The organism is Mesorhizobium sp. M2D.F.Ca.ET.226.01.1.1, from assembly GCF_004022705.2.
Taxonomy (GTDB): domain Bacteria; phylum Pseudomonadota; class Alphaproteobacteria; order Rhizobiales; family Rhizobiaceae; genus Mesorhizobium.
Genome location: NZ_RZOY02000010.1, coordinates 39,118 through 64,835, shown reverse-complemented (window position 1 = coordinate 64,835; position 25,718 = coordinate 39,118). Strand labels below are relative to the sequence as shown.

The following is a 25,718-nucleotide window of genomic DNA, read 5'->3' as shown; positions in this document are numbered from 1 at the left end:
ATTTCAACATTTCAAGGATTATTGAAACGTGGATGAACGTCAAGCCCTGATCGCCTTTGGCGCGCTGTCGCAGGAAACACGGTTGCGCCTGCTCCGCCTTTTGGTCGTTGCCGGACCGGAAGGCATTGCCGCCGGCTCGCTCGCCGAACAGGTCGAGGTCTCGCCCTCCAATGTCAGCTTTCATCTCAAGGAACTGGAGCGCTCCGGCCTCACAAGCGCGAGACGTGACGCCCGCTCCATCGTCTACAGCGCCGAGTACGACGCGCTGTCCGGCCTGATCCGCTTCCTGATGGAGGATTGCTGCTCGGGCCATCCGGAAATCTGCGCGCCGGCGCTTGCAGCACCTTGCTGCCGGCCGGGCGAGGGGGCCTTGCGGTGAATATGTTCGACCTGCCGCGCCGGTTCGCGGCCGAAGCCCTGGGCACCGGTCTGCTGGTGGCGACGGTCGTCGGCTCCGGCGTCATGGCCGAGACGCTGACGCATGACACGGCGCTGGCGCTGCTTGGCAACACGCTGGCAACCGGCGCCATGCTGGTGGTGCTGATCACCATCCTCGGACCGATCTCCGGCGCGCATTTCAATCCGGCCGTTTCGCTGGTGTTCTGCCTCAACCGGTCGCTGCCGGCCCGCGATCTTCCGGCCTATGTGTTGGCGCAGGTCGCAGGCGGCATTGCCGGCACGTTCGCGGCGCATCTCATGTTTGGTTTGCCGGTGCTGGAGGTCGCGACGAAGCTGCGCACCGGTCCGACGCAGTGGTTCTCCGAAGGCGTCGCGACATTTGGGCTGGTCGCCGTCATTCTCGCCGGCCTCCGCTTCGAGCTGAAGGCCGTGCCGTGGCTGGTCGGCCTCTACATTACCGCCGCCTACTGGTTCACCGCCTCGACGTCCTTCGCCAATCCAGCCGTCGCGCTGGCGCGCTCGCTGACCAACACCTTTTCCGGCATCAGGCCACTCGATCTGCCCGGCTTCATCATAGCCGAGCTGCTCGGCGCCTTGATCGCGCTTGCGCTGATGGGCTGGCTGCTGCGGCCGGAGATCATCCAGCAACCCTTGAAGGCAGAGCCATGACGGTCACGATCTATCACAACCCGGATTGCGGCACTTCGCGCAACACGCTGGCCATGATCCGCGCCAGCGGCGAAGACCCGACAGTGATCGAGTATCTGAAGATGCCGCCGAACCGCGAACGGCTGATCGAGCTGATCGGCGCGATGGGCATCGCTCCACGCTCGCTGTTGCGGGAGAAGGGAACGCCTTACGCCGAGCTTGGCCTCGCCGACCTGAAATGGAGCGATGGCGAGCTGATCGATTTCATGCTCGCTCATCCGATCCTCATCAACCGGCCGATCGTCGAAACGCCGAAGGGCACAAGGCTCTGCCGGCCATCGGAGGCGGTGCTGCCGTTGCTCGAACATCCGGTGCGCGAGTTCGTCAAGGAAGACGGCGAGAAGGTCGTGTATACGTCTTAAAGCATGTCTCCCGAAAGTGGGAACCGGTTTCGGGATAAAGACATGCGTAAAATCAAAAACCCAAAGCGCATGGAGCGGATCTGAAAGATCGCGACGCGCTTTAGGGTGTCAGGTGCTTCATGAAGTAGATGGACGCCCTTGGTTTGCCGAACGGATCGACGAAATTATGCGGCACGACGCCGACTTGCCGCCAATTCATGCGCCGATAGAGCCGCTCGCTCGCTCCGCCCTCGGCTGTGTCGAGAAGGAGAAGGCTGCGCTTTCTCTTCCTTGCTTCGTCTTCCACCGATGCCATGAGCGCGGAACCGATGCCTTGCCGCTGGAAATCCCGATGCACGAGCAGCATGTAAACCTCCGCCCGGTGCAGCGCATTCGGTTCCGGCGACAGATAGAGCTGCACGGTGCCGACGAGATTGTCCTCGACATAGGCGCAGATGAGCAGGCGTTCCCCGTCCGCCAGCGCGGGGAAGATGCCCTGCCAATAGGACCGGGCCTGTTCTGCGTCGAACGGCAGGACGAAGCCGACGAGCGCCCCATGCTCGATGCTCTGCATCAAGAGCTCGGCGAGGGCGTCGAACCGCGCCGTTGCCTCGGCTTCGTCGATTACCGCGATACGCATGTGCTCTCCCTTCGAGGCTCGATTGATAATGGGCTTTGAGCGATCCGTGAAGATCGAAGCGCCTGCACCGGCCGCGCGCAATCGCCATGTCCTCGTTTCGGCGCTCGGCGTCACGCAGATCCTCGCCTGGGGATCGTCCTATTATCTGCCTGCGGTGCTTGCGGCGCCGATTGCCAGGGATACCGGCTGGTCGCTCGCCTCGGTCGTGGCCGGGCTGTCCTGCGGACTCCTGCTTGCCGGGTTGGTGTCTCCGATCACCGGGCGGCTGATCCAACGCCAAGGTGGCCGGCCGGTGCTTGCGGCAAGCTCGCTCCTGCTAGCTGCGGCGCATTCGCTGCTGGCGACGGCAACGGTCTATCCGTTCTACCTGCTGGCCTGGCTGCTCATGGGCCTGGGCATGTCGAGCGGTCTTTACGACGCCGGCTTCGCCACGCTCGGCCGCCTCTATGGACAGGGCGCGCGCGGCGCCATCACCAACCTGACCCTGTTCGGCGGCTTTGCCAGCACCGTCTGCTGGCCGCTCAGCGCTTTTCTGGTCGAGCATGGCGGTTGGCGCATTGCCTGCCTTTCCTACGCCGCCATCCATTTGGCGATCTGTCTGCCGCTCCACCTCTGGGTCATTCCGCCGCCTCCGACCGCGGCGCCCGAGCCAGCGGAACCGGGGTCGAAACAGCTGACAACTAGGAGCAGGACGCGGACACGCTTCATATTGCTTGCCTCCATCCAAACCTTGGCCGCGATGATCGCGTCCATGCTCTCCGTCCACCTGCTCACCTTGTTGCAATTGCGCGGCGTCGGCCTTGCAGCCGCCGTTGGCCTTGGCGCCCTGGTCGGCCCATCACAGGTTGGCGCGCGCGTGGCCGAGCTTCTGATTGGCCGCAATCGACACCATCCGATCTGGACAATGCTGACATCCGTGTCGCTGCTGGCGGCCGGAGTCTGGCTGCTGCTGACGAGCCAGACCTTTGTCGCGCTCGCACTGATCCTTTATGGCGCCGGCAACGGCATCCACACGATCGCGCGCGGCGCGCTGCCGCTAGTGCTGTTCGATCCTCAGCAGTACGCAGCGCTGATGGGCAAGCTTGCGACGCCCAGCCTCATCGTCCAGGCGGCGGCGCCCTCGATCGGAGCACTGCTCCTTGGCATGGGCGGCGGCAATCTTGTCCTGACCACGCTGGCGTTGGCCGCGACCGCCAATGTCGGACTTTGTGCCTGTCTCATCGCGGCCGTGCGCCGATGACCGGGCTTATTTATCGGCGGCCAGCGTCTCGTTGAGCACGGCGGCCAGGTGCAGGCCGCCAAGCGCGAGCTGCTCCACCGCCACCGGCGAGAACTGGTCGAAATAGGCCTGGTCGAGGATCACCGCATGCGGGTTGTCGGCCTTGATCTGCGTGCCCTTGGGCAGCGCGCGATAGGCGTCCTCGGCCTTTTCGTGGCACTCGGCCAGCCATTTCTCCGGCGTCTGGTCGGCGGCGGGCATGGCGGGCAGATGCGGGATGACATCGGTTTCGAGGTCGAGCGCGACCTTGCCCCAGTCATAGTATTTGAACAGGATCAGGCTTGAATCCCACACCGCGTGGAAGGTGGTGAGGTCGCGATAGGTCGAGCCGTCGGGCTTGGGCCGGTAGACGTTGAAGCTCACCGTCAGCGTGTTGCCGCCCTGGTCGCCCTGGCTGCCGTCCAGGCGCTCGACGCAATGCAGCGGCTGCGACAGATCGCCGACCAGGTGGATGACGAAGGCCAGCGCCTGCCAGCGTTCCTCGTCGCTCTTGGCCGGATCGGCCAGGATCTTCTCCTGCGCCGGCAGCGCCCGCATCAGGCAGACGCCGAAGCTCGCATTGTCCTTGCAGTCGCGCGCCGGGTCATAGGCCGTGGTGCTGGCGGTCGCGTCGCCGGGCTTGGAGGCCAGCGGAATGTCGATGAAATGCCAGTTCGACGTCTCCTTGTGGTTGTCGGCGCGATAGTCGTCGGCCCAACTCGCCACCGAGGCCAGCGAGACGGTGGCCGGCGGTTGCAGCTTCAGATGCGAGCGCAAGAGCTGCTCGATCACGTCATAGGCGTTCTGGCTGAGCCGGTGCTGCGCGATCTCGGCGATCACCGCATGCCCTTCCTGGCCCCAGGCCAGCGCCTGGCCGCACATCGCCCCACCTGTCGACACCGCCGCCAGGGAAAACGCCGCCGCAGCTTTCCACCTCATCGCCTTGCCTCCCCCAGACCAGAAGTTTCGATATGCAAGTACAATGGAAGCTTGTGACGCGGACATGAACGATCTCACGGACGCTACGCAGAAACCCGGGCCGGCAATCGCCGGCCCGGGTTCTTATTCGCCTACGATCGCGAAGCGCCTTAGTCGCGATGCTCCGGCATCGCCTTCAGCTGGTCCTTCGTCCAGTTGGTGACGGCATGCACGTCGCCATCCGCGTCGCGCATGAAATCGAGCTGGCTGGCGGCGACGGCCACCGGCTTGGCGCCGATGCCGAGAAAGCCACCGACATCGATGACGACCTGGCTGCCGTGCAGATGGTCGACCGAGCCGATCTTCTCGTCATCGGGGCCATAGATGGTGGCGCCTTCGAGCATGGCGGGCGTGAGTTCGGCATTGGTCAGTCTTACGTGGCTTGTGTGGTCCATGGCGCATCTCCTGTGGGTGTACAGGGATGAACCTCTGATACGGCCGAGGGTTCCGCCGACGGAGCGAAAAGCGGCGTCCAGCGAAGTGCCGTCCGTGAAGTCGGATCGTCGTCAATCCGCCGATGCGGGATGCTGCTGTCAGGCCGCCCGGGAAAAGAGCTCCTGGTACCGCTGCAGGTAGAGCGGCCAGCCCTGATCGCTGTCGACCCCGCCGCGCACGCTTTCCCAGCCCTGGCCATGCCGTTCGATATGGCGGTGCTCGATCTCGACCAGGGTGCGGTTTTCCGCCTCGGCGGTGAAGCGGACTTCCCACTCGCTCGTCCTGGCGAGGTCGGTTTCGATCTGCCAGCGCGGGCTGATGTCCCAGCTCAGAAGCAGCCTGTGCGGCGGCTCGTAGGCCAGCACCCGGGCGAAGCGGCATTCTGAGCCGTCGACGCCACGGTCAAAGACATGGCCGCCGACCCGCGGCTCGAAGATCGTTTCCGCGATCGGGACGGCGAGCAGATTGTGCTCACGCGGCTTGAAGCTGCCGAAATCCTCGGTGAACACCTTGAAGGCGCGCGCGATAGGCGCGGCGACGACGACTGAGTGTTTCACGGGCGCGGGTGCCGGCTGCTTGATCATGTTTCGTCCTCCGTCGGTTGGTCGACAACCCGCGCGTAAGCCGCGAGCGCCTTGCTCCAGAACTGGTCGATCTCCGCCCGGAAGGCCGCGAGGCCGTCCGGGTCGATCCGGTAGATGCGTTCCTTGCCCGAGCGCGTGTCGGCCACCAGCCCGGCATCCTTGAGAACCTTCAGATGCTGCGAGACCGCCGGCCTTGTGACAGGCAACACATTGGCCAGCCCGCTGACCGAGCTGGGGCGGTCGACCAGCAGTTCGAAGATGGCGCGTCGCGTCGGATCGCCGAGCGCTGTCCAGTATTTCGCGTTAGTGGCCACTAACGCGAAAGCTAGAGCGGTGTGTCTGCCCTGTCAAGCGGAAGCACGGGTGGTGTCTGGAGCAGGGCACATTATCGTGGCGGTGCGATGCTATACGAACCCGCACATATGGTCTGGGATTGCTGGGATGGAGTTCGGACCGGCGTGGCCGATCTAACGGAAGGTCACACTATTTCGCGGCGCAGTTTGACCACAATGCCGACGAGGGGTCCGAGATTTTCAAGCTCACACCCGTCGGGCCGGAATTCATGCAACGCGCGCGGCGCAATTGGGTCATCTTTCGTACCTGGGAGCGCAAATATCGCGCCGGAGAAGCAGATCTTCAATCTCATCCCGGTCGCGGTGGGGTCGATGCTGAATACGACGAACTCAAAGCCTGGCTCGACGATCAGATAGCACGGCTTCCCGCTTTGCCATCGCTCTACAGAACCGAGTTCCGCAGAAGGCCCGGCCGAGAAGGCCTCATAGCCAGCATGATGCGGGACTGGGAACTAGCTTGGTCGCCGTTCCAGAACGTATTGACTGAGCTAGCCCCGCTTCGCCTGCAGGCTCCGCGCTGCCTGCTCGATCGCCGCGCGGTCGTTGCCCAGCCGGTCGAGCAGCTCCTGCGCCTCGTCGCCGGAAATGCCGGTGCGCATGGCAAGCGCCTCCACCGTCAGCACATCCGCGCTGTCGATCTCGCGCGTTTCGGGCAGCGCGTCGCCAGCCGTCAGCGGCAGGGCCGCTTCGCGGTCGATCTCCATCTCGGCCTGTTGCCAGTGCCGTTCGTGATGGCCAAGGATACCGCCCTCGCGCTGAAAGATCTCATAGGCACGCTGCCTGATCTTCTCGGTCCGATCGTCGTCCATCGCCGTTCCTCCTTGCGTGTCACAAGAACGCGGGACAGGGCGGAACGATCCACGGCGTCGGCGAAGTGATCGAACGGCTTACGGTCCGTATATCGCCAGTGGCTTGCCGAACATACCGGGCTCCGGCTTCACGCCCAGCCCCGGCCGCTGCGGCACGGCGATGTGGCCTTGCTTGATGACGATCGGCTGCTTCTGGTCGAAATGGCCCTTGATGTATTCCTGCGCGATCCAGGCGCCTTCCATGCGGCGCGGCTCTACCGTGGCGGCCAGATGCACGCAGGCCGCCGCGATGATATCGCCGCCCCAGGCGTCGTCGCAGCTGTGCGGCAGCGAGCGGATCGCGCAGAGGTCGCGCACGGTGGTCATTTTGGTCAGCCCGCCAAGGCGGGTCACCTTGAAGCCGAAGCCGTCGGCGATGCCGAGCGAGATTGCCCGCAGCACCGCGTTCGGGTCCTCGGTGCTCTCGTCGAGATAGACCGGGTGGGTGACGCGGCCTTTCAGCGTCGCGATCTCGTCCATCGTGTTGCAGGGCTGCTCGAAGACGAAGGGGATCGCCTGGCAGAGACGGTCGAGATTAATGGCGGCGGCCACGGTCAGGCCCCGGTTGCCGTCCACCGCCAGCCGGGCCTTGTAGCCGACCGCTTCCCAGACCTTGTGGACGACCGCCACGTCCTCTTCCAGATTGCGCCCGCCGATCTTCACCTGCAGGCGCGGATAGCCGGCCTTCAACTTGTCGGCGGCGATCCTTGCCGTCTCCTCCGGCGGGCCGACGATCAGCGAATAATAGGCCGGCACGCGATCGGTCAGCGCGCCGCCCAGCAGCGTCGAGACCGGCACGCCGAGCTTTTGTCCAAGCAGGTCGAGAAAGGCCATGTCGAAGGCGGCCTTGGCATAGCCGTGACCGTTGAGCCGCTCGTCCATCTGCCTGGCGAGCAGCCTGATCGAGGCGACCTCCGCGCCGACGAGGCCGGGCGCGATTTCGGCGATGGCGGCGCGAGCGCCCAGCGCATGATGCGGCTGGTAGACCGGGCCGATCGGGCAGGTCTCGCCCCAACCTGTGAGCCCGTCATCGGTGACGATCTCGACCAGTGTGGAGTCCAGCGCCTCCACATCGGCGCTGGCCATGCGGTAGGTGCCGTTCTTGACCGGCAATTGGGCAGAATAGACGTTGATCCGCTCGATGCGCATGGCGGCTATATCCGCGCCCTGGCCGAGGTCGGATCGTAAGGCGAATCCGCGACCACTTCGGCGACCTTCCAGTCGCCGAGGATCGCGACGTCGAGCTTCGTGCCGGGCCTGGCAAAACGCTCGGGCAGCAGCGCCAGCGCCACGTCGTGCCCGAGCGCGTAGCCGTAGCCGCCGGACGTGATGCGCCCGACCAGCTTGCCGTCGCTGTAAAGCCCCTCATTGGCTAAAGTGCTTGCGCCATCGGTCTCGATCTTCAGCGTCACCGAGCGGCGCTGGTCGTTGCGCTCCTTGTATTTCAGAACCGCCTCGCGGCCGACGAAATCGCCCTTGTCGAGGCGGATGAAGCGCTCCAGCCCGCTCTCCAGCGCGTTGAGCTCCGGGTTCATGTCGCGATACATGGCGCGATAGGATTTCTCGAGCCTCAGCGACTCCAGCGCGTGCAGCCCGACCAGCCGCATGCCGTGCTTCTCGCCTTCTTTCAGGATCGCGTCGAGCAACTGCCGCTGGTAGGGCAGGGGGTGGTAGAGCTCCCAGCCCAGCTCGCCCTCATAGTTGAGGCGCAGCAGCCGCACGTCGCTGGCGAGGGCCACGCTGCCGCTCTTCACGCCGAACCACGGAAAACTTTCGTTGGAAAGGTCGATCTCGGTCAGCGGCTGCAGCACCTCGCGCGCCTTGGGGCCGACGACGGTGAAACAGCCGCGGTCGTTGGTGACGTTCTTCAAGACCACGCTGCCGTCGGCGGGCAGCAGCCTGGACAGATCGTCGAAATTCCAGCGCTCGGCGCGCGGCGTCGAAATCAGGTAGAACAGGTCTTCGCCAAGACGCGCCACCATGTATTCCGCCTGCACGCCGCCGTTGGCCGTCAGATGGTGCGCCAGCGTCACCTTGCCGATCGCCGGCAGGCGGTTGGCGATGATCCTGTCCAACCATGCAGCCGCGGCCTTGCCCGACACCTCGAACTTGGTCATCGGCGTCATCTCGACGAGGCCGACGGCGTTGCGCACCGCCAGCACTTCCTCGCCGACGAGGTTCCCCTTGGGCGTCCAACGCCAGCTATACTGGTCCTTGGCCTCGACCCCGTCGCGCACGAACCAGTTGGGCATCTCCCAGCCGTTGAGCACGCCCCAGACCGCGCCCAACTCCGTCAGCCTGTCATAGGAGGGCGCGGTCTTCTGCGGCCGCGCGGCGGGCATGTCCTGCCCCGGATATTTCTGCTCGGCATGCGTGCCCCAGGCCTCGCGCACCTTCTCGCGCGTCCATTCCTTGTTGGCGTAATCGCCGAAACGGCGCGGATCGAGGTCGGAGGTGTCGAGGCTGTTGCAGCCTTCGACGATCCGCTCCGACAGGTAATAGCCTATTGTCCCGCCCCACAGGATGCCGCCGGGCACGCCTTCGGCGAGCCAGACATTGGGCAGGCCCCAGGCCGGTCCCATCAGCGGCAGCTCGTCCGCCGTCATCTGGAAAGGGCCGCGCACATTGGCCTTGATGCCGACGCGCCCCAGCGCCGGAACCAGCCGCAAGGCCTGCTCCCAGTTCCAGGACACCGCCTCGAAATCCTCTTCGAGAAGATCGGCGCCGAACCAGGCGGGAACGCCGTCCTCGGCAAACAGCTTCAGGTTGGCGGTGCGCTCATAGGGCCCGAACATCAGCCCGTCGCCTTCCTCGCGCAGATACCCCTCGAAACCCTCGTCGCGCAGGATCGGCATTTCGGGCCGGCCCGCGCGCTTGCGCTCCACCACCTCCGGCACCGCTTCGGTGATCCAGTACTGATGCAGGATCGGGATCGCCGGGATGTCGAGGCCGAGCAGCGCGCCGGTCTGGCGCGCGTAATTGCCGGTAGCGCAGATCACATGCTCGCAGGTGATGTCGCCCTTGTTGGTCTGAACCAGCCACTCGCCGCCCGGCGTCCGCTTGAAGCCGGTGACCTCGGTGTTGAGATACACCTTGGCCCCCAGGTCACGCGCGCCTTTGGCCATGGCATGCGTCACGTCGGCCGGCGCGATATGGCCGTCGTCGGGATGATAGAGCGCGCCGAGCATCTCCTTGTTGTCGAGCAGCGGCCAGAGCTTTCGCGCTTCGTCGGGCGTCAGCAACTGCGCCCGCATGCCCTGCACCTCGGCGACGCTCATATAGCTCTTGAACTCGTCGAACCGGTCGCGCGAATTGGCGATGCGCAGCTGCCCGCATTTATGCCAGCCGACCGGCTGTCCGGTCTCGGCTTCCAGCCCTTCATAAATGTCGATCGTCGTCTTGATCATGCGCCCGATATTGATGTTGCGGGCATAGGACGGGATCAGCCCCGCCGCATGCCAGGTCGAGCCGGCGGTAAGCTGCGTGCGCTCCAGCAGCGCCACGTCGGTCCAGCCGCGCTTGGCCAGCCCGTAGAGAATTCCCGCGCCGACGCATCCCCCGCCAACGATCACCACCCGCGCATGTGTCTGCATCAAACCACCAATTTCTGACCGAGCCGAGAAAGAGCGCCGTCGAAGCTACAGGCGCGAAAAGCCCGTGTAACGTCTTCAAAAATGAGGGGTCATGATAAGCTGGATTTATGCAGCGGACCTGCGTACCGGCTCGCGGTCTGCGGCATTACTGGACCTGTCCCTCTTGTGCGGCCTCGTCCTTGAAGTCGACCTTCGTGCCCGGCTTGACCATGGCGGCGAGGTCCTCGGCATCCCAGTTGGTCAGCCGGATACAGCCATGCGAGAACGTCGTGCCGATCTTGCCCGGGTCGGGCGTGCCGTGGATGCCGTAGCTCTCGATCGAAAGGTCGATCCACACCGATCCGACCGGATTGTTCGGTCCCTTGGCAATGGTGAAGGGTCGCTTGGTCTTCACGCCCTTGAAGGCGAATTTCGGATTGTAGTGATAGGTCGGATTGTGCACCACGCGCCTGACCTCCGCCGTACCGCTCGGCGCCGGTTTTTCCTCGCTGCCGATCGAGGCGGGGTAGATAGCAATCGCCTTGCCCGACGGATCGAGGGCGCGCACCTGGCGGGATGCCTTGTCGATCTCGACGCTGGCTATCGGTGAAGGCGGATCGCCGCGGCCGACATCGGGCACCACCAGAGACGTATCGGCCTTCCTGAAACCCGCTTTGGGATTGAGCATCCTCAGCAATTGTTCACTGACATGGAAACGCTCTGCGAGCTTCTCCTGCGCATTGCGATAGCCGAGGCGATTGAGACGCGCCATGCTCTCCATGCGAACCGGAATGCGCCTGGTGAAGGGGCCGCGCACATCCTTTGCGGTAGTGTCATATGTCGTCAGCACCGGGCCGGCGAAGGTTGCCGAAAGCTTGTCCCACGTCTCTCGCGTAAGTTTGCCGTCCGAGGGCAGCCCGTTCGCCGCCTGGAAGGCCGCGACCGCCTTGGTGAAGTTCTCCGAAGCACGGCCGTCGATCAAGCCGGGCGAGAAGCGGGCGCGGTCCAGGAGCACTTGGGCCTTAAGCAGCATGGGGCTGACGCCGCTGGGCTGACCTTCGGTGAATTGAGCCTGATTGACCGTATCCGAATCCAGCTTGGCAGCCCGCGTGCCGCCACAAGCCAAGGCGAGTGCCGCCGCAACGATCAAGACGAGCCTGGCCATCGACATCACTCCGCGACCGCGACAAGGAACTCTGTCTATGACGCTGCGGGACTGATCTTGTTCCATCGCCGCGACGCCCCGCCGAACAGGTCTGTCACAAGTGGCTCGACCTGGCGGTCTGAGCACGCGCCCTTATGATGCGGGCCTCTCGCAGAAGCGACGGGCGGTCGCGCCCTATTGCCTTTATGAGCCTTCTGGCCTGAGCGTCCGAGATACCTGTTTTCTCTTTCAGCAGAATTACGAGTTGCTTGTCGTCAATTCGGCCACGGGAACCTTCACCGGGTTCAGTCATGTCGGAAATCCTCCTGCAAACCGAACTGGCAGAGCCGTCGAAGGTTTCACCGTGGCCCCGCTTTTTTGCGTCAGTCGCAGCCATGATCCTCTTGGCTCGAGCCTCCAAACTGGACGGTCACCGGGGTGGCCTGATCGCCGCTCTTGTAGCGCCCAATCGTTGCCGTAGCGCCGCACAAGCTCCCGTGCCTGTGCCGGCGAGCCTTAAAGGTTTCCAGGCGCCGCTCTTCATCTCGGCCCGATCTCCGCAAACATCCGGTCGCGAAACGCCTTCATCGCTTCCGGCGGACAGACCAGATAGAAGCTGGGACCGCCTTCATCGTGTATGTGTGCCTCCTCCCATATATGTTTGAATCGTAAGCTAGAAATCAGTTCCCATAAAAGCGGACAGGTGGCATTATTGCGTCAGGGCCAGCGCGATTTCTGATTCCATGGCCCCTCGTCCTGGTAACCGGCGGCTCCCCAACGCCCCCCGCCCGTGCCGTCGGTTGCCCTTAAAGGATCAAAAAACAAGCCGAACAGGCCAAAGCGCATCGCGGATACGCCGACGCGAGCAATAAAGCATGTCTTCCGAAAGCGGGAACCGGTTTCGGTATAAAGACATGCGCAAAATCAAAGACCTAAAGCGCATGGAGTGGATCTGAAAGATCGCGACGCGCTTTAGGTCGCGCGTCCTCGGCGAGACATAGCCAGGGCCGGCAGGCGCCGAGCACTCGGCACGGCGCCAGCTTCGATCTCCAACGCATGTCGGTAAGCAGCGGTCAGGCCACCTTTGCCAATATCTTGGCCATATCCGCCGAGTCGAACGCCCTCAGGGTCTCGGTTCTGATGTTGCCCATCGATGCGATCGATAGGCTTAGTGCAGTCGCGGCAATGTCGTCCTCTGCTTCGGCAACCGCCACGACATCATGCTTGCCCAGCGTCCACAACAGGGTGTGAATCTTGACCCCGCTTTTGCTGGCCATCGCCTTGAAAGCCTCAGCACGCTTCTGGGTGTCCTTGATGGTCCTGATACCCTGGTCGGTGAAATTCGACAGTAATACGTAATGAGCCATTGGTTTCCTCCCACAAGGGAAACGCGGGCGCTCACGGCGCGTCCGCCGTTCCCGGAACCACAATAGCACGTGCCCATCCTGCAAAGAAGCAATTGCTAATATATCGGCACGGGTTGGATTGCTGCGAGAGGCGCGAGTGTCATGTCTCGAAGGCAGCGCGCGCAAGGCGGTGTATGGACAGTCGCTGAACTCAGCCGGGCCCGATCTCGTCAAACAGCCAGTCGCGAAACGCCTTCACCTTGCGCTGGCGGATCGCTTCCGGCGGATAGACCAGATAGAAGCTGGAAACCGCCTTCAGCGCGTGGTCGAAGGGCCGCACCAGCCTGCCGGTGGCAAGGTCGGCGGAAACCAGCATGGTCCGGCCAAGCACCACGCCTTCGCCCTGGACGGCGGACTCCACCGCGAAGGTGGCGGAATCGAAGGTGAGGCCGCTGTTCGGATCGACGCCTTCGACGCCGGCGCTGGCCAGCCACGCCGCCCAGTCGATGCGGTAGCCGTCGCGGATCAGCGTGTGGTGCCTGAGGTCCTCGGGCCGCTTCAGCGGATGCGGACCCTCGAGCAGCTTCGGGCTGCAGACGGGAAACACTTCCTCGCCGGTGAGGAATTCCGACGTCAGCCCGTGATAGTGGCCACCGCCATAGCGGATGGCGACGTCGATGCCGTCGCCGCGGAAATTGGTCAGCCGGCCGGTGGTCGAGACGCGCACGTCGATGTCGCCATGCGCGCGGTGAAACCGGTAGAGCCGCGGCACCAGCCATTTGCCAGCGAAGCCATCCGAGGTGCTGACATTGAGCGTCGAGCCGGAATGGCGCGAGGTCGCCGTCTGCGTGGCGAGCGCCAACTGGTCGAGCGCCTCGCGCACCGCAAGCGCATAGGGCTCGCCGACAGGGGTGAGCCGCACCGAGCGTGTGGCGCGCTCGAAAAGCTGCACGCCGAGCTGGTCCTCCAGATGTTTCACCGCCCGGCTGATCGCACCATGGGTGAGGTTGAGCTCGTCGGCGGCCCGCGAAAAATTCAGATGCCGGGCGGCGGCCTCGAAGGCCGGCAAGGCATTGAGCGGCGGCAGTCTGCGGACCATGACGACAAAGCCATTTGTGAGTGATGGTAACCAATCCTTGCCAAACTTTGGTTTGTCCGTCGAGCTTTTTCCGGCCAAAAATCCTCACAGAATTTGTGATCAACGCTCACTTCAAAACCTGCGAGGACACCATGGCCACCGTTCATCCCTTCCTCTGGTTCAACCTCGATGCCGAAGCGGCGCGGGATTTCTATCTGTCGGTCTTCAAGAACAGCCGGGCGCTCGGAGCGATCGAGTTCACCGACAAGCCGCACGCGATCTTCGACTTCGAGCTCGAAGGGCAACGCTTCACCGCGCTCAACGCCGGCGGGGTGCCGCCCTTCAACGAGCGCATCTCGCTCTACATCGAGACCGGGGACCAGGCCGAGACCGACTATTTCTGGAACGCGCTCACCGCCGGCGGCGGTTCGGAACAGCCCTGCGGCTGGCTGAAGGACAAGTTCGGCGTCTTCTGGCAGGTCATCCCGAGCGAAGCCTTGCGGCTGATGAACGACCCCGACCGCGCGAAGGCCGACCGGGCGCGCCAGGCGATGTATTCGATGAAGAAGATTATTCTCGCCGACATCGCCGCCGCCCACGCCGGCCGCGCCTGATTTTCAACCCATCACTGCAAGGACGGAGAACACCCATGACCAGTCTCACGGGAAAAAAGATCATTGTCGTCGGCGGCAGCTCGGGCATCGGCTTCGGCGTCGCGGCAGCCGTGCTGGAACACGGTGCGGAAGTCGTGATCGTCGGCCGCTCCGAGGACAAGCTCAAGGCCGCCGAAAAGCGGTTCGGGACAGGGCGCGTGACGGGCATTGCCGCCGACATGGCCAAAGAGGCGGACATCGCCCGCCTGTTCGATGCGGTCGGCGCCTTCGATCATCTGGTGGCGACGGCCGGTACGCCGCCGCCCAATGATCCGATCGGCCAGACCGACATGGATTTCGTGCGCCGATTCGTCGATAGCAAGCTGATCGGCGCCGTGATGCTTGCCAAGCACGCCGTGCGCAAATTGAACAAGGGCGGCTCGATGATCTTCACCTCCAGCATCAACAAGGACCGCCCGCCGGTTCCCGGCGGCTCGGTCGTCTCGGCAGTCGCCGGCTCCTTCAGCTATTTCGCCCGCGCGCTAGCGCTGGAGCTCGCGCCGACGCGCGTCAACATCGTCTCGCCCGGCTGGGTCGACACTGAGATGTGGGACGAGATCGTCGGCGAAGCCAAGTCAGGCTATTTCAATGAGATGGGCGGCTGCATTCCGGCGGGCAGGATCGCCAGGCCCGCCGACATCGCGCCGGCCTATCTCTACCTGATGCAAAACGAGTTCATGACCGGCGAGACCGTCCATATCGACGGCGGGCAGCGGTTGGTTTGAGCGGGCGGGGCCGGGCCTCGGTTTGAGGATCCGGCCTCAACGATTGCCACGCATGAGCGCCGGGCGTCGCTTGCCGGGCCTTCGCAACGCAATGGCGTTTCCGGCGGAACGCTCATATACATGACGCTCGAATGAGCAGCGCCTCCGCCCCGTCGAGGAATGCCGTGCTAAGGGTCGTCGTCACCGCCATCTGTCTTGCCGCTGCGACAGGCGCCAGCGCCCATGACTGGTACCAGAACAAGGTCGATCCGGTAACGAACTTCAAATGTTGCGGCGGCACCGATTGCCGCCCCATACCGGAGTCCTCGGTGCAGTCCAGGGCCGACGGCGGCTACGTCTATCTGCCCGATGGTTTCAACATCCCGCGCGACCGCGTGCAGGAATCCCCGGACGGCCGATACCATATATGCGAGAACCATTACGTCATAACCAACCAGCCCTATCTGCGCTGCTTCTTCGCGCCGCGGCTCAAGGTCTCCCAGTCGATACCGTAGCGCCGTGGCCGCCGGCACCATGCCGATCGGAAGCCGGCTGCAAGTCCTTTCAATTTGAAAGGCTCGATTAATCGAACGGCAGGGCCGTCGCGGTAGGCTCCAGGCCTGTTATCGGCTGGGACGTTAGACATGCAACTTGTGATCGAGCGGTTTCATGCCGACGAATCCGGCGCGACAGCGATAGAGTACGCGCTCATTGGCGTGCTCGTCGCCGTGGCAATCCTGGTCGGGGCGACCTCGCTGGGTGGTGCCTTGAATGCCCAGTTCATGAACATCGCGACCTCCGTGAACAGCGCGATTGCGCCGTAGGCGGCGTTCCGCCTGCAGGACGCCATGGCGTGGGCCCAAGGCGAGGGGTTGCGATGACCCAAGCGACCAGCGACCTGTTCAGCTGCGATGCCGAAGCGCCTCGACGATCACCGTCATCGCCGGCGAGAGCTGCCGCCGGCTCGGATAGTAGAGGTGGTAGCCGGCGAAGGGCGGGCTCCAGTCGCCGAGCGCCACCGACAGGCGCCCCTCGGCCACGTGGCGGCTGACGAGGTTCTCGGGCACATAGGCGATGCCGTAGCCACTGATTGCGGCATCGATCATGGGAAGGGTCGAATTGAACGTGAGCTGGCCTTCCACCCGTACCCTGAGGTCTCGGCCGTCCCTGGCGAACTCCCAGGCGTAAAAGCCACCGAACGTCGTCAGCCGCAGGTTGATGCAATCGTGGCCGACGAGGTCCTGCGGTATCTTCGGCGCAGGACGTCGCGAAAAATACTCCGGCGAGGCGACAGCCACCAACCGCCAGTCCGGGCCGATCCGCACTGCGATCATGTCCTTGTCGATGCTTTCGCCGAGCCGCACGCCGGCGTCGAAGCGCTCCTCCACGATGTTGCGCATGCCGTTGTCGCTATGAAGCTCGACGCTGAGGTCGGGATAGTCGCTCAGCACCGGCTTGAGCTTCGGCCACACGGTCGACTGCAGCGCATGGTCAGAGAGTGTGATGCGCACGGTGCCGGCCGGCTTGTCGCGAAAGGCGACCAGGCCCGCGAGGTCGGCTTCGATCCCTTCGAAGCGCGGCGCGAGCGACTGATAGAGCCGCTCGCCCGCATCCGTAGGCGCCACGCTTCGCGTCGTGCGGGTCAAGAGCCGCACGCCGAGCCGCGCCTCGAGCTGCTTGATGGTGGCGCTGAGCGTCGACTGCGACGTGCGGAGCTCGGCCGCTGCCTTGGTGAAGCTGCGCTCCCGGGCGACAGCCAGGAACCACAGCAGATCCTTCATGTCGTCACGCTGCATCGGCAATCTCCTGGACGAGAATTTATATCACAGGTCGATAAGTCCATGCCGACTATTCGGTCTAATCGACGATGTTGCGCTGCAATATGTTGTTCGCAACTGGCGTCTCAGCCGGTCGCCGCCTGCGCGGTCAACAGATCATTTCGTGCGGCAGGCTCCGATGCGCCTGTCGGATCCGCGCCGCCGCACCGAAGGCATGTTGAAGGAGACCCAACCATGGACATTCTTCGCGCCGGCAGCCGGCCGTCCGGCAAAGGCCCGGCGGACTGGTTCACCGGCACGGTCCGCATCGATCCGCTCTTCAATCCCTTCGATGCCGCGCGGGTGCAGGGCGCGCAGGTCACCTTCGAGCCTGGCGCCCGCACCGCCTGGCACACGCATCCGCTCGGGCAGACTCTGATCGTCGTCTCCGGCCGTGGCCGCGTGCAGCGCGAGGGCGGACCCGTCGAGGAGATACGCCCCGGCGATGTCGTCTGGTTCGCGCCCGGCGAAAAGCACTGGCACGGGGCGTCGCCCGAAACCGCCATGACCCACATTGCAGTCCAGGAGGTCAAGGACGGCAGGTCGTGGACTGGCTGGAACATGTCAGCGACGCCGATTATGGCGCCTGACCCTTACCAATCGAACGAAAAGAGAAAAGGGAAGCAAAAATGCTCGCGACCGTTCTGCACAAGCCCGGCGATATCCGCTGCGAGGAAATCGCCGATCCGAAAATCCTGCGTCCTACCGACGCAATCATCAAGCTGTCGGCGAGCTGCATCTGCGGCTCGGACCTGTGGCCTTATCGCGGCCTGCAGCCGGTGGACGCCCCGCAGCATATGGGCCATGAATATTGCGGCATCGTCGTCGAGGTCGGCGCGGAGGTGCGCACGGTCCGCCCCGGCCAGTTCGTCGTCGGCTCCTTCTGCCTCTCCGACAACACCTGCCCACACTGCCGCTTCGGCTTCCAGTCTTCCTGCGAGCAGCGTGAATTCATGTCGGGCGCACAGGCGCCCTATGCCCGCGTGCCGCTGGCCGACGGCACGCTGGTGGCGACCGCCGAGGTGCCGCCGGCCGAGCTCGTGCCCGACCTTCTGGCCGTCTCCGACGTGCTCGGCACCGGCTGGTACGCGGCCGACGCCGCGGAGGTGCGCGAAGGATCGACGGTGGTCGTCGTCGGCGACGGCGCGGTCGGACTGATGGGCGTGCTGGCGGCGAGGGAGATGGGCGCGGCGCGCATCATCGCCATGAGCCGTCACGAGAGCCGCCAGAAGCTCGCCCGCGAGTTCGGCGCCACCGACATCGTCGCCGAACGCGGTGAGGAGGGGATCGCGCGCATCAAGGATCTCACCGGCGGCGTCGGCGCGGACTCGGTGCTGGAATGCGTCGGCACGGGAGAATCCTTCGACCAGGCGCTGGCCTGCTCGCGTCCCGGCGGCACCATCGGCTATGTCGGGGTGCCGCATGGCGTGAGCTTCGATGGCCAGAAACTGTTCTTCGGCCAGAAGCGCATGCTGGGCGGCCCGGCGCCGGTGCGCCGGTTCCTGCCCGACCTGATGGACCGCGTGCTCCAAGGACGGATCAAGCCCGGCAAGGTCTTCGACCTCAAGCTGCCGCTGGCCGAGGTCGCCGAAGGCTACCGCGCCATGGACGAACGCCGCGCCATCAAGGTCATGCTCGAGGTCTAGGCGCCGGTCGGGCTCTGGACCGTCTCAGCGCTCGGGAACCACCGCCCATAGCGTCTCCGCAAAACCCCGCTTGTCGAGCTGCCACGAATTGCCGGTAACGACCGCCTTGCCGCTCGCGCATTTGTAGGAATAGACGGCGTCGTGGCCGGTCGCGAAGGCCGGCACGACGTCGGCATTCGGGTTGGTCTTGCAGAATTCGGCCGCGCCAGGATTGTCGCGCGCGGCATTCATCTTGGCGCAGGGCAGGTTGGCGCCGACGAAGCAGGCCAGCACCTTGCCGTTCATGCAGCGATAGTTGGCCTGGGTCTGCAGCTCCTGCTCAAGCGGTGCTTTCTTGGCGTCGGGAAAGAGCTTTTTGAAGGCCTTGACCGTGCCGCCGTAGAGTTCGTGCGAATAGGGGCGGATCGTGTCGTCGTTCTTCATCTGACGGCAAAGCTTGTAGAGATCGTCCGCGGACGCGGCCTTGGCGGTCGCGGCGCTGGCGGCAACAAAGGCCGACAGCAGCGCGAACGCAAGCAGGCCGATCGTCGAAAGGCGAAACGCAGTCATTGTGACCTCCTCGGTGTGACCGGAGCAAAATGCGCGGGAAACCGTTAGCTCCGATGATTGAGGTTGCAGGAAGGGGCAAGGATGGCGCAACTGGTCAGAAAGCTCGAACCGCTCACCTTCCGCTTCGCCGATGACGGGCTAGTGCCCAACCATCCGCGCTGGCCCATGCTCGTCTATCCCGGCGCGGTGCAACTGCCGGACGACGCCGATCCGGCCGCCGTCTTCGAGGACATTTTCAGCGCCAATGGCTGGGGCAACAGCTGGCGCAACGGCATTTACGGCTTCGTCCACTATCACTCGCGCATCCATGAGGTGCTGGGTATTGCGCGCGGCGCCGCGGAGGTCCGCTTCGGCGGCGACAAGGGCAAGGTGCTCGAGGTCAAGGCGGGCGACGTGGCTGTCCTGCCGGCCGGCACCGGCCACCAGCGCCTGTCCGCGTCCGCCGACCTGCTCGTCGTTGGCGCCTATCCGCCCTTCGGCAAATATGATCTGTGCCGGAGCCCGGAGCAGCACGCCGAGGCGCTGCGCACCATCCCGAAGGTCGGCCGTCCCGACAAGGACCCGGTCTATGGCGGCGACGGCCCGCTTTTGAACGCGTGGAGCGAAGGCTGAAATGGCAAGGATCGTCGCCATAGAGCATCTGACGCTGGACGGTGTCTTTCAGGCGCCGGCGCGCGCCGACGAAGACATGCGCAACGGTTTCGCACATGGCGGCTGGAGCATTCCAGGCAGCGACGCGACGATGCAGGAGATCATCGGCCGCGCCATGGGCGGCGGCTGGTCGCTGCTGGCCGGCCGCACGACCTATGAGGACCTCTACGAAGGCTGGGTTGTCCGGCAACCGGCCAGTCCGATGACCAGGGCGCTGACCGGCGCGCATAAGTTCATCGCCTCGCATGATGGGGGCTACGAACCGCGCTGGGAGAATTCGACACTGCTTGCCGGCGAGGCGGAAGAGACGGTGCGCACGCTCAGGCAACGTCACGACAAGACTCTGGTCATGTTCGGCAGCGGCGAATTGCTCCGCGCGCTGATGCGGCACGGGCTTGTCGATGAGCTGGTGCTGATGATCCATCCGCTGGTGCTGGGCGACGGCTTGCGCCTTTTCGAGGCCGGGCAGCCGCCCACGGCGCTGAAACTGACCAGCCAGGTCGTGACGCCGACGGGCGTGGCGATCCTCACCTACGCATTCGAGAGGAAGGCAGCGGCGGCCTGAAACCGCCCGTCGCCTACGGATAATGCTGCTTCTTCGGCGCGTAGATTGCCGGATCGAAATCCAGGTCCCTCGGCAGCTTCTGGCTCGAGCACTGCAGATGCATCTGGCGGGCGAGCAGCCGTCGCTGCTGCCGTTCGTGCTCCTTGACCGCCGCCACCATCCCCATGCTGTAAGGCCCGAGCAGCACGCCAAAACCCCAGCCGGGATGGTCCTTCTCGCGCTGCGCATAATCCGCGGCGGCGGCACGGGCCTGCTGGCATGCCGGCGACGCCCATTTCGGATCCTGCTGCGACAGCGAGGCGCCATACTCGACCGGCGAGGACACGCATCCAGCCACACCCGCGCAGAGCGCGGCGATCACCGCAATTCTCATCCTTGAGTCCCCGCTAATTTAGGTCGGAGAAATCACAGAATGCTTCTTCGCACAAGCGAGATGGCGGTAGGTAATATCAACCCGTGGTTCGCGGCGCAAAGAAGCAGGTCCACCGCAACCTGTACCTGCCAACGCGAAACGTCGGATAGAGGGTTTCGCAGATATGATACTGGTCATCGGGCGCTGCCTGCACGCGGTCCCAAGGAATGAACCATTCGCCGGCAGCGGGATCATTCCGAGAGTAGGGTTGAGGTTGCCTGACGTAGTAGCCCTGCCTAGTCGATCTGACATCGCCTGAGGCGACTGGGTGGCAATCGCGATCGCCGCAACATTTGAGGTGCAGAACAGGGTCGGTTTTGCCCGAGTACCAGCTATGAGCGCTGGCGTTGCTGGCCAAAATAAGACAAAGCAAGACTATTCGCCCGCGCCGCTCTCCCATGTTATTAGCCCTCTAGCATTTGCCCATAGGCATTTGCCTATAGCAATTTAGAGATAGCTAATACACTGACTTAGGTCGAATTGATCAGCGCTTTAAGCCTGAGCGCCGCCATCACTCGGCATTTCATAGGGACCACGCTTGCCCGGCTTCGGCGCAACAATGTCCATCTTCTCGCAAAGGTCATCCATAGACCAGCGCGTCTTGGACACGCCAGCGGCCATTGCGGGGGTCATTTTCAGCGTCTTGTGCATTTTGATGAAAGTTGTGAGGCACTACCGGCGGCAACAGGCAGGTGGAGCGGACCTGTCGCCTATCATCGTCCCTCTGCGCTCCCGAAATTTTTTCAACCTCTCGTTCCGTTTCCACCCGCCGTTTCGTCCTTGGTTCGTCCGCAACGAAAAGGAGAGCCGCAATGGCTGGAATGGTCGTCATCTACAAGCAGCCTGCCGACGCGAAGGCGTTCGACAAGCACTATTTCGAGACGCATATACCGCTGGCCAAGAAGATTCCGGGCCTGAGGAAATACGAGGTCAGCCAGGGGCCGATCACGGTGCTCGCCGGACCGTCCGACGTCTACCTGATCGGGACGCTTCATTTCGACGATCTCGACGCCATGAAGAAGGGTTTCGCGAGCCCGGAGGGAAAAGCCGCCGGGGCCGATCGCCGGCTCTACGCGCCCGACAAGTCGGGCGTTCAGATGTTTATTTTCGACAGCCGCGAGGTCTAGAACCCGCGGCTGACATGGGCCGATCCGTCCGCGGGTTCGCCTGGCGAGAAAAGTCTCGTCCACAGCTGTTCGACATTGAATGTGACCGGCCTCAGCCTTTGCGGCGGCTGCCCTTCGTCGGCGCCGGATCGTCGGCGGGCGGCCCTTCAGGCCGGTTGCCCATCGCCTTACGCGCCAGCGCCTCGGCCGCCAACGGGTCCGGTTGGCCGGCCGGTATCGTCACCGCGCCGGGCAACGCGGCGCCCGGCTGTTCGCCCAGCCCCTTGTCCCCGCCCTTGACCTCGCGCTCGATTTCTTCGCGGGCCTGATGCCAGTGTTCCTCGTGCTGGCCACCCGGCTCGCCGCTCCGTTGCCAGATTTCATAGGCGCGGCGTTGGATGCGTTCGTATTTGTCGTTCGCCATCGTCCGTTCCTCCGATACCTGTCTCGAAACGCGCGCTCGCCGCGAATGATCCATGAAGGGGAACGGATATGGCCCCGCTCAGAATTTCCGGCTGAGATAGGCCGATCCGCCAAGCCCAAACCGCCACTCGAAGTCCACCGCCTTGGTAAGGCCGATCCTGCGTCCGCTGACGATCGCGGCCGGATCGGTCCGCGATGGCGCGAATTCGAAGGGCGGCGCGGTCAGCGCCAGCCGATTGTGCGAGGCGTCGATGCCCAGAGCCTGGCAGAGCTTGCCGGGGCCCGAACAGAGCAGCCGTTCGTCATCCGTGCCGCGTCTGTCGCGCATCGCGGCAATGCCGGATAGCGGCTGGATCGCGCGGATCAGCACGGCGCTGCCCGGCATGCACACCGCGTTCAGGCACCAATGCAGGCCGTAGGACCGGTAGACGTAAGCCGTGCCGGGCGCGCCATACATCGGCGCGTTGCGCGGCGTGCGGCCGCGATAGGCATGCGAGGCGGGATCGTCGGGCCGGTAGGCCTCGGTCTCGACAATGATGCCGCCGACGCCGGCGAGCGCAAGCGTGGCGCCGATCAGCGCGCGCGCCACGACAACGGCATCGCGGGTGAAGAAATCGGCGCCGGCATCAGGCGGCATGGCGGTCGATCGCGCAGGCCATCGCTGACGGTCACTCACCCAGCAAATTGCGCGCCGTGCGCATGAAAATCCGCGAGCCGATCGGGATCAGATCGTCCGGAAAATCATAGTCGGGGTTGTGCAGCGACGGGTGCTTTTCGCCGGCGCCGAGGAAGAACATCGCCGACTTGGCGCTGTGACCGAAAATGCCGAAATCCTCCGAGGCGCGCATCGGCAGCGTCTCCTCGCTGCGCGAAACGCCTTCCTCGTCGAGCGCTCGGTTGAGATGCTCGACCGCGTCCGGCGCGTTGACGCTGGCGACGAAGATCTCGTGGTAGTCGAAGCGCACGCTGAGGCCATGCCTGGCGGCGATTTCTGCCGCGAGCGCTTCGGCCGCGGCGACCAATTCGGCCATGCGTTCGTCGCGCCTCGTGCGCAGCGTCGCCCACACTTCCGCATAGCCCGGCGCGATGCCGAAAACTGCTTCGCCCATCGAACAATGGGTGACGGTCACCATGCTGAAATCGTCGTCGGCGAAAGTGCCGCGCCCGAGCGCGGGCAGCGCCGGCATCAGCTCGCTCACCGCCGGCATCGGCGAGATGCCGGTCTCGGGCATCGAGGAATGCGCCGTCTTGCCTTCGAGCACGATGCGCATGCCGCGCGAGGCGCAGTTGACGGTGCCGGCCTTGAGCCGCGCCTCGCCGAACGGGACGCCCGGCAGATTGTGCAGCGAAAACGCGAAGTCCGGCGCGATCTCGGCAAAGCGCGGATCGGCAACGACGCCGGCCGCGCCATTGCCGGTTTCCTCGGCCGGTTGAAACATCAGCACCACGCGGCCGCGCGCCGGCCGGTCGCGCCCGAACTGGCGGCCAAGTGCGGCCAGGATCGCGGTGTGCCCGTCATGCCCGCACATATGCGACTTGCCCGGCACCTCAGAGGCATGCGCGACGCCCGAAAGCTCCTCGATCGGCAAAGCGTCGAGCTCGGAGCGGAACAGCACCGTCGGCCCGGCCTGGCCGCTGTCATAGATCGCCGCCACGCCATGCCCGCCCAGGCCCGTCAGCACCTTGTCCGGCGCCGTGTCGGCGAGGAAGTCCACTACTTCCCTGGCGGTCTTTTCTTCCTCATTTGAAATCTCCGGCTGCCGGTGCAGCTTGCGCCGCCATTCGGTGAGCTCGATGAGGTCGCGGTTGGTCAGGGTCATGGGTTGGAGCTCCGCTAGGGCTTACGGGTCACACAAACACGATAGGGTTTTTCTCGCGCCGTGCCATGCCGATCAATTCCGCTAGGCCATCGGCGAATTCCCTCACCCATGGGTCGGGGTCGGATTCGATGAGCTTCAATTCGGCTTCGAGTTCGACAAAGCTCGGCTCTTCGATTGCATCGCCGGTGTGGCTGCCGGAATAGAGGACGATCCGTTCCAAACGCGACCCTTCGCCGAGACGGTCGGCAATCGCGTCCCGGAGTGCGGCGACGTGCATGATGTTTCCGACGCGCCACGAGCGCACTGTGACAGCGTCCCAATCCAGATTAATGCCCTCAGGGTAGATGACCCAACATTCGCCCGTCATCGGCTCCCGCCCGAAGCGATAACCTGGAAATTCCCGTTCCATCGCTGAGAGACTTTTGAAAACCACTATGTCGAGACCCATGCCGATCCTCCTGCCGAGCCGGAGCCATCCTTACATTCCACACCTTTGGAGGGTCAAACGTGACGCGGGCCGAGGAGCGGTCGCCGCTGGACTCGGCGAAAGCGAAGAAGAACCAGGCGGAGGCGACGCTTCAGGATCTCGGCAGGCGGCCAGGGCCGGCGGAACCCTCTCCGTCATCCAGCAACTCGACGACGATCCGGGAAACGCGATAGGTTTTCCGTCTGCGATTGCGTAAAAAAGAGATCGAGCGGAGTTTTCGCGAGCGGTGAACCGCTCCGCCCCGCCAGCTGACTTCGAACCGGGGAAAGCAAATGGGTGACGCGGAAGAACAACTCGATCTGACGGAGATTGGCGCCATCCGCGCCCTGCTCGCGTCGAGGCCGCGTCCGGTGGGCTGGGACGAACGGCGGGCGCGGCTCAACGAGGTCGGCTCGTCGTGGCCGGTTGCGGGCGATATACGATGCGAGGCGGTGGTCTTCGACGGCCTCGCCGCGGAGTGGTCTCTGGCGCCTGGAAATGACAAGGACAAGGTGCTGCTCTTCTTCCACGGTGGCGGATACTGCTCCGGCTCGATCAAGAGCCATCGTCGAATGGTGACCGAGGCCGGCCGTGCAATGGGAATGCGCACGCTGGCGATCGACTATCGACGCGCGCCGGAACATCCATTTCCCGCGCAGCACGAAGACGCGCTCGCGGCATGGCGCTTCGTTGCCCGGCAAGGCGTCGTTCCGGATCGTATCGTGGTCGGCGGAGACAGCGCCGGCGGCAATCTCAGCCTGTCACTGGTCGGCAGGTTGCGCGCGGCGGGCGAGCGGCTGCCGTGCCGTCTTTGGCTGGTCTCGCCCTGGACGGACCTCTCGATGTCCGGCGCCACCCTGGCGACCAAGGAAGCAATCGATCCCATCATTCACCGCGCATATCTGGAGGAACTGGCGAGCGCCTATGTTCCCGGTGACGTTGACCGCCGTGATCCGCTGATCTCGCCCCTATATGCAAATCTGAGCGGTTTTCCTCCAATGCTGATCCAGGTCGGCTCCGCCGAGACGCTGCTGTCGGATGCGACGCGGCTCGCCGAGGCCGCCGGCGCGGCCGACGTCAAGGTTCGCCTCGAGATCTGGCCGCACATGATCCACGCCTGGCCGGTCTGGAATGCGCAATTGAGTGCCGGTCGCCGCGCCCTTGCGAGCGCCGGCAATTTTGTCCGCGACGAACTGTAGCCCGGATGGCGACGCTACCGATC

General features: G+C 64.3%; 31 protein-coding genes and 1 pseudogene. 14 read left to right on the top strand and 18 right to left on the bottom strand.

Features of this window, described 5'->3' with window-relative positions; genetic code table 11:
* Positions 1-28 precede the first annotated feature (28 nt).
* From EN869_RS22560 to arsC, 3 genes are read left to right on the top strand one after another with little or no spacing between them, the layout of a single operon-like run.
* Positions 29-379, top strand: a complete 351-nt coding sequence (locus EN869_RS22560) for a metalloregulator ArsR/SmtB family transcription factor (protein WP_127228205.1) — start codon at positions 29-31, stop codon at positions 377-379.
* Positions 376-1,068, top strand: a complete 693-nt coding sequence (locus EN869_RS22555) for an MIP/aquaporin family protein (RefSeq protein ID WP_127228204.1) — start codon at positions 376-378, stop codon at positions 1,066-1,068. The genes EN869_RS22560 and EN869_RS22555 overlap by 4 nt, the downstream gene beginning before the upstream one ends.
* Entirely contained in the window at positions 1,065-1,469 is a 405-nt protein-coding gene (arsC, locus tag EN869_RS22550; protein WP_127228203.1) for an arsenate reductase (glutaredoxin), read from the top strand. Before EN869_RS22555 ends, arsC begins: the two co-directional genes overlap by 4 nt.
* 100 nt (positions 1,470-1,569) lie before the next feature.
* Here arsC and EN869_RS22545 read toward each other — a convergent pair whose 3' ends face one another.
* The gene (locus tag EN869_RS22545) at positions 1,570-2,169 is read right to left on the bottom strand and encodes a GNAT family N-acetyltransferase (protein ID WP_245489580.1); all 600 of its coding nucleotides are present in this window, start codon (positions 2,167-2,169) and stop codon (positions 1,570-1,572) included.
* On the opposite strand from EN869_RS22545, the gene EN869_RS22540 reads away from it, so the two are divergent.
* On the top strand, positions 2,135-3,328 hold the full coding sequence (locus EN869_RS22540) for an MFS transporter (protein ID WP_245489581.1): 1,194 nt from the start codon (positions 2,135-2,137) through the stop codon (positions 3,326-3,328). The genes EN869_RS22545 and EN869_RS22540 overlap by 35 nt on opposite strands.
* A 6-nt stretch (positions 3,329-3,334) precedes the next feature.
* Here EN869_RS22540 and EN869_RS22535 read toward each other — a convergent pair whose 3' ends face one another.
* From EN869_RS22535 to EN869_RS22490, 10 genes are all read right to left on the bottom strand, one after another.
* Positions 3,335-4,285: a S1/P1 nuclease gene (locus EN869_RS22535; protein ID WP_167507119.1), complete on the bottom strand. Its 951-nt coding sequence runs from the start codon at positions 4,283-4,285 to the stop codon at positions 3,335-3,337.
* Positions 4,286-4,434: 149 nt separating this feature from the next.
* A complete protein-coding gene (locus EN869_RS22530; RefSeq protein WP_127228199.1) occupies positions 4,435-4,719 on the bottom strand; it encodes a PRC-barrel domain containing protein in 285 nt (94 codons plus the stop codon).
* Between the two features lie 138 nt (positions 4,720-4,857).
* Positions 4,858-5,343: an SRPBCC family protein gene (locus EN869_RS22525; protein WP_127228198.1), complete on the bottom strand. Its 486-nt coding sequence runs from the start codon at positions 5,341-5,343 to the stop codon at positions 4,858-4,860.
* Positions 5,340-5,657 carry a metalloregulator ArsR/SmtB family transcription factor gene (locus tag EN869_RS22520; protein WP_127228197.1) on the bottom strand — a complete coding sequence of 106 codons (318 nt, stop codon included), beginning with the start codon at positions 5,655-5,657 and terminating at the stop codon, positions 5,340-5,342. The genes EN869_RS22525 and EN869_RS22520 overlap by 4 nt, the downstream gene beginning before the upstream one ends.
* A 527-nt stretch (positions 5,658-6,184) precedes the next feature.
* A complete protein-coding gene (locus EN869_RS22515; protein ID WP_127228196.1) occupies positions 6,185-6,505 on the bottom strand; it encodes a DUF2934 domain-containing protein in 321 nt (106 codons plus the stop codon).
* 78 nt (positions 6,506-6,583) lie between these two features.
* A complete protein-coding gene (locus EN869_RS22510) occupies positions 6,584-7,693 on the bottom strand; it encodes a mandelate racemase/muconate lactonizing enzyme family protein (RefSeq protein ID WP_127228195.1) in 1,110 nt (369 codons plus the stop codon).
* A gap of 5 nt (positions 7,694-7,698) precedes the next feature.
* Positions 7,699-10,137 carry an FAD-dependent oxidoreductase gene (locus tag EN869_RS22505; RefSeq protein ID WP_127228194.1) on the bottom strand — a complete coding sequence of 813 codons (2,439 nt, stop codon included), beginning with the start codon at positions 10,135-10,137 and terminating at the stop codon, positions 7,699-7,701.
* A 145-nt stretch (positions 10,138-10,282) separates the two neighbouring features.
* Positions 10,283-11,281, bottom strand: coding sequence for a L,D-transpeptidase (locus tag EN869_RS22500; protein WP_127228193.1), 999 nt, complete (start codon positions 11,279-11,281; stop codon positions 10,283-10,285).
* 1,052 nt (positions 11,282-12,333) lie between these two features.
* A complete protein-coding gene (locus tag EN869_RS22495) occupies positions 12,334-12,627 on the bottom strand; it encodes a GYD domain-containing protein (RefSeq protein WP_127228192.1) in 294 nt (97 codons plus the stop codon).
* A 190-nt stretch (positions 12,628-12,817) separates the two neighbouring features.
* Complete coding sequence (locus EN869_RS22490) at positions 12,818-13,705, bottom strand: transcriptional regulator GcvA (RefSeq protein ID WP_127228191.1); 888 nt, start codon at positions 13,703-13,705, stop codon at positions 12,818-12,820.
* Between the two features lie 131 nt (positions 13,706-13,836).
* Between EN869_RS22490 and EN869_RS22485 the strand changes: the two genes are divergently transcribed.
* The 4 genes from EN869_RS22485 to EN869_RS22470 all read left to right on the top strand — a co-directional run bounded on the left by EN869_RS22485 (position 13,837) and on the right by EN869_RS22470 (position 15,865).
* Positions 13,837-14,298 carry a VOC family protein gene (locus EN869_RS22485; RefSeq protein WP_127228190.1) on the top strand — a complete coding sequence of 154 codons (462 nt, stop codon included), beginning with the start codon at positions 13,837-13,839 and terminating at the stop codon, positions 14,296-14,298.
* 35 nt (positions 14,299-14,333) lie between these two features.
* Positions 14,334-15,062 (top strand): SDR family oxidoreductase, encoded by a 729-nt coding sequence (locus EN869_RS22480; protein WP_127228189.1) that lies wholly within the window; start codon positions 14,334-14,336, stop codon positions 15,060-15,062.
* 131 nt (positions 15,063-15,193) lie between these two features.
* The gene (locus tag EN869_RS22475) at positions 15,194-15,556 is read left to right on the top strand and encodes a hypothetical protein (RefSeq protein WP_127228188.1); all 363 of its coding nucleotides are present in this window, start codon (positions 15,194-15,196) and stop codon (positions 15,554-15,556) included.
* A 129-nt stretch (positions 15,557-15,685) separates the two neighbouring features.
* Positions 15,686-15,865, top strand: coding sequence for a Flp family type IVb pilin (locus EN869_RS22470; RefSeq protein ID WP_127228187.1), 180 nt, complete (start codon positions 15,686-15,688; stop codon positions 15,863-15,865).
* A 78-nt stretch (positions 15,866-15,943) separates the two neighbouring features.
* On the opposite strand, the gene EN869_RS22465 is transcribed toward EN869_RS22470, so the two are convergent.
* Positions 15,944-16,837, bottom strand: coding sequence for a LysR family transcriptional regulator (locus tag EN869_RS22465; protein ID WP_127228186.1), 894 nt, complete (start codon positions 16,835-16,837; stop codon positions 15,944-15,946).
* Between the two features lie 216 nt (positions 16,838-17,053).
* Here EN869_RS22465 and EN869_RS22460 point away from each other — a divergent pair.
* A pseudogene (locus EN869_RS22460) lies at positions 17,054-17,448 on the top strand (cupin domain-containing protein).
* Between the two features lie 39 nt (positions 17,449-17,487).
* Positions 17,488-18,504, top strand: a complete 1,017-nt coding sequence (locus EN869_RS22455) for a zinc-dependent alcohol dehydrogenase family protein (protein WP_127228185.1) — start codon at positions 17,488-17,490, stop codon at positions 18,502-18,504.
* A gap of 24 nt (positions 18,505-18,528) precedes the next feature.
* Here EN869_RS22455 and EN869_RS22450 read toward each other — a convergent pair whose 3' ends face one another.
* Positions 18,529-19,053, bottom strand: a complete 525-nt coding sequence (locus EN869_RS22450; RefSeq protein ID WP_127228184.1) for a hypothetical protein — start codon at positions 19,051-19,053, stop codon at positions 18,529-18,531.
* A gap of 81 nt (positions 19,054-19,134) precedes the next feature.
* Between EN869_RS22450 and EN869_RS22445 the strand changes: the two genes are divergently transcribed.
* Positions 19,135-19,665, top strand: coding sequence for a cupin (locus EN869_RS22445; protein WP_127228183.1), 531 nt, complete (start codon positions 19,135-19,137; stop codon positions 19,663-19,665).
* A 1-nt stretch (position 19,666) separates the two neighbouring features.
* Positions 19,667-20,269 carry a dihydrofolate reductase family protein gene (locus tag EN869_RS22440; protein WP_127228182.1) on the top strand — a complete coding sequence of 201 codons (603 nt, stop codon included), beginning with the start codon at positions 19,667-19,669 and terminating at the stop codon, positions 20,267-20,269.
* 13 nt (positions 20,270-20,282) lie between these two features.
* Here the strand turns inward: EN869_RS22440 and EN869_RS22435 are convergent, their stop codons facing one another.
* Positions 20,283-20,642, bottom strand: a complete 360-nt coding sequence (locus tag EN869_RS22435) for a hypothetical protein (protein ID WP_127228181.1) — start codon at positions 20,640-20,642, stop codon at positions 20,283-20,285.
* A gap of 851 nt (positions 20,643-21,493) precedes the next feature.
* Between EN869_RS22435 and EN869_RS22430 the strand changes: the two genes are divergently transcribed.
* Complete coding sequence (locus tag EN869_RS22430; protein ID WP_127228180.1) at positions 21,494-21,808, top strand: EthD family reductase; 315 nt, start codon at positions 21,494-21,496, stop codon at positions 21,806-21,808.
* Between the two features lie 91 nt (positions 21,809-21,899).
* Here the strand turns inward: EN869_RS22430 and EN869_RS22425 are convergent, their stop codons facing one another.
* From EN869_RS22425 to EN869_RS22410, 4 genes are all read right to left on the bottom strand, one after another.
* On the bottom strand, positions 21,900-22,211 hold the full coding sequence (locus EN869_RS22425; RefSeq protein ID WP_127228179.1) for a DUF2934 domain-containing protein: 312 nt from the start codon (positions 22,209-22,211) through the stop codon (positions 21,900-21,902).
* A 78-nt stretch (positions 22,212-22,289) separates the two neighbouring features.
* Positions 22,290-22,847 (bottom strand): DNA-3-methyladenine glycosylase, encoded by a 558-nt coding sequence (locus tag EN869_RS22420; protein WP_127228178.1) that lies wholly within the window; start codon positions 22,845-22,847, stop codon positions 22,290-22,292.
* Between the two features lie 31 nt (positions 22,848-22,878).
* Positions 22,879-24,030, bottom strand: a complete 1,152-nt coding sequence (locus EN869_RS22415; protein WP_127228177.1) for an amidohydrolase — start codon at positions 24,028-24,030, stop codon at positions 22,879-22,881.
* Positions 24,031-24,058: 28 nt separating this feature from the next.
* Positions 24,059-24,478, bottom strand: a complete 420-nt coding sequence (locus EN869_RS22410; protein WP_127228176.1) for a hypothetical protein — start codon at positions 24,476-24,478, stop codon at positions 24,059-24,061.
* Positions 24,479-24,789: 311 nt separating this feature from the next.
* On the opposite strand from EN869_RS22410, the gene EN869_RS22405 reads away from it, so the two are divergent.
* Positions 24,790-25,695, top strand: coding sequence for an alpha/beta hydrolase (locus EN869_RS22405; protein WP_127228175.1), 906 nt, complete (start codon positions 24,790-24,792; stop codon positions 25,693-25,695).
* Positions 25,696-25,718: the final 23 nt, after the last annotated feature.

Excerpts from the sequence above, each read along its gene's own strand:
- EN869_RS22495 (WP_127228192.1), bottom strand. The coding sequence starts at position 12,627 with ATGGCTCATTACGTATTACTGTCGAATTTCACCGACCAGGGTATCAGG.
- EN869_RS22515 (WP_127228196.1), bottom strand. The coding sequence starts at position 6,505 with ATGGACGACGATCGGACCGAGAAGATCAGGCAGCGTGCCTATGAGATC.
- EN869_RS22465 (WP_127228186.1), bottom strand. The coding sequence starts at position 16,837 with ATGCAGCGTGACGACATGAAGGATCTGCTGTGGTTCCTGGCTGTCGCC.
- EN869_RS22525 (WP_127228198.1), bottom strand. The coding sequence starts at position 5,343 with ATGATCAAGCAGCCGGCACCCGCGCCCGTGAAACACTCAGTCGTCGTC.
- EN869_RS22425 (WP_127228179.1), bottom strand. The coding sequence starts at position 22,211 with ATGGCGAACGACAAATACGAACGCATCCAACGCCGCGCCTATGAAATC.
- EN869_RS22500 (WP_127228193.1), bottom strand. The coding sequence starts at position 11,281 with ATGGCCAGGCTCGTCTTGATCGTTGCGGCGGCACTCGCCTTGGCTTGT.
- EN869_RS22430 (WP_127228180.1), top strand. The coding sequence starts at position 21,494 with ATGGCTGGAATGGTCGTCATCTACAAGCAGCCTGCCGACGCGAAGGCG.
- EN869_RS22505 (WP_127228194.1), bottom strand. The coding sequence starts at position 10,137 with ATGCAGACACATGCGCGGGTGGTGATCGTTGGCGGGGGATGCGTCGGC.
- EN869_RS22405 (WP_127228175.1), top strand. The coding sequence starts at position 24,790 with ATGGGTGACGCGGAAGAACAACTCGATCTGACGGAGATTGGCGCCATC.
- EN869_RS22410 (WP_127228176.1), bottom strand. The coding sequence starts at position 24,478 with ATGGGTCTCGACATAGTGGTTTTCAAAAGTCTCTCAGCGATGGAACGG.
- EN869_RS22455 (WP_127228185.1), top strand. The coding sequence starts at position 17,488 with ATGCTCGCGACCGTTCTGCACAAGCCCGGCGATATCCGCTGCGAGGAA.
- EN869_RS22530 (WP_127228199.1), bottom strand. The coding sequence starts at position 4,719 with ATGGACCACACAAGCCACGTAAGACTGACCAATGCCGAACTCACGCCC.
- EN869_RS22440 (WP_127228182.1), top strand. The coding sequence starts at position 19,667 with ATGGCAAGGATCGTCGCCATAGAGCATCTGACGCTGGACGGTGTCTTT.
- arsC (WP_127228203.1), top strand. The coding sequence starts at position 1,065 with ATGACGGTCACGATCTATCACAACCCGGATTGCGGCACTTCGCGCAAC.
- EN869_RS22415 (WP_127228177.1), bottom strand. The coding sequence starts at position 24,030 with ATGACCCTGACCAACCGCGACCTCATCGAGCTCACCGAATGGCGGCGC.
- EN869_RS22480 (WP_127228189.1), top strand. The coding sequence starts at position 14,334 with ATGACCAGTCTCACGGGAAAAAAGATCATTGTCGTCGGCGGCAGCTCG.
- EN869_RS22485 (WP_127228190.1), top strand. The coding sequence starts at position 13,837 with ATGGCCACCGTTCATCCCTTCCTCTGGTTCAACCTCGATGCCGAAGCG.
- EN869_RS22450 (WP_127228184.1), bottom strand. The coding sequence starts at position 19,053 with ATGACTGCGTTTCGCCTTTCGACGATCGGCCTGCTTGCGTTCGCGCTG.
- EN869_RS22470 (WP_127228187.1), top strand. The coding sequence starts at position 15,686 with ATGCAACTTGTGATCGAGCGGTTTCATGCCGACGAATCCGGCGCGACA.
- EN869_RS22420 (WP_127228178.1), bottom strand. The coding sequence starts at position 22,847 with ATGCCGCCTGATGCCGGCGCCGATTTCTTCACCCGCGATGCCGTTGTC.
- EN869_RS22535 (WP_167507119.1), bottom strand. The coding sequence starts at position 4,285 with ATGAGGTGGAAAGCTGCGGCGGCGTTTTCCCTGGCGGCGGTGTCGACA.
- EN869_RS22435 (WP_127228181.1), bottom strand. The coding sequence starts at position 20,642 with ATGAGAATTGCGGTGATCGCCGCGCTCTGCGCGGGTGTGGCTGGATGC.
- EN869_RS22510 (WP_127228195.1), bottom strand. The coding sequence starts at position 7,693 with ATGCGCATCGAGCGGATCAACGTCTATTCTGCCCAATTGCCGGTCAAG.
- EN869_RS22445 (WP_127228183.1), top strand. The coding sequence starts at position 19,135 with ATGGCGCAACTGGTCAGAAAGCTCGAACCGCTCACCTTCCGCTTCGCC.
- EN869_RS22490 (WP_127228191.1), bottom strand. The coding sequence starts at position 13,705 with ATGGTCCGCAGACTGCCGCCGCTCAATGCCTTGCCGGCCTTCGAGGCC.
- EN869_RS22475 (WP_127228188.1), top strand. The coding sequence starts at position 15,194 with ATGAGCAGCGCCTCCGCCCCGTCGAGGAATGCCGTGCTAAGGGTCGTC.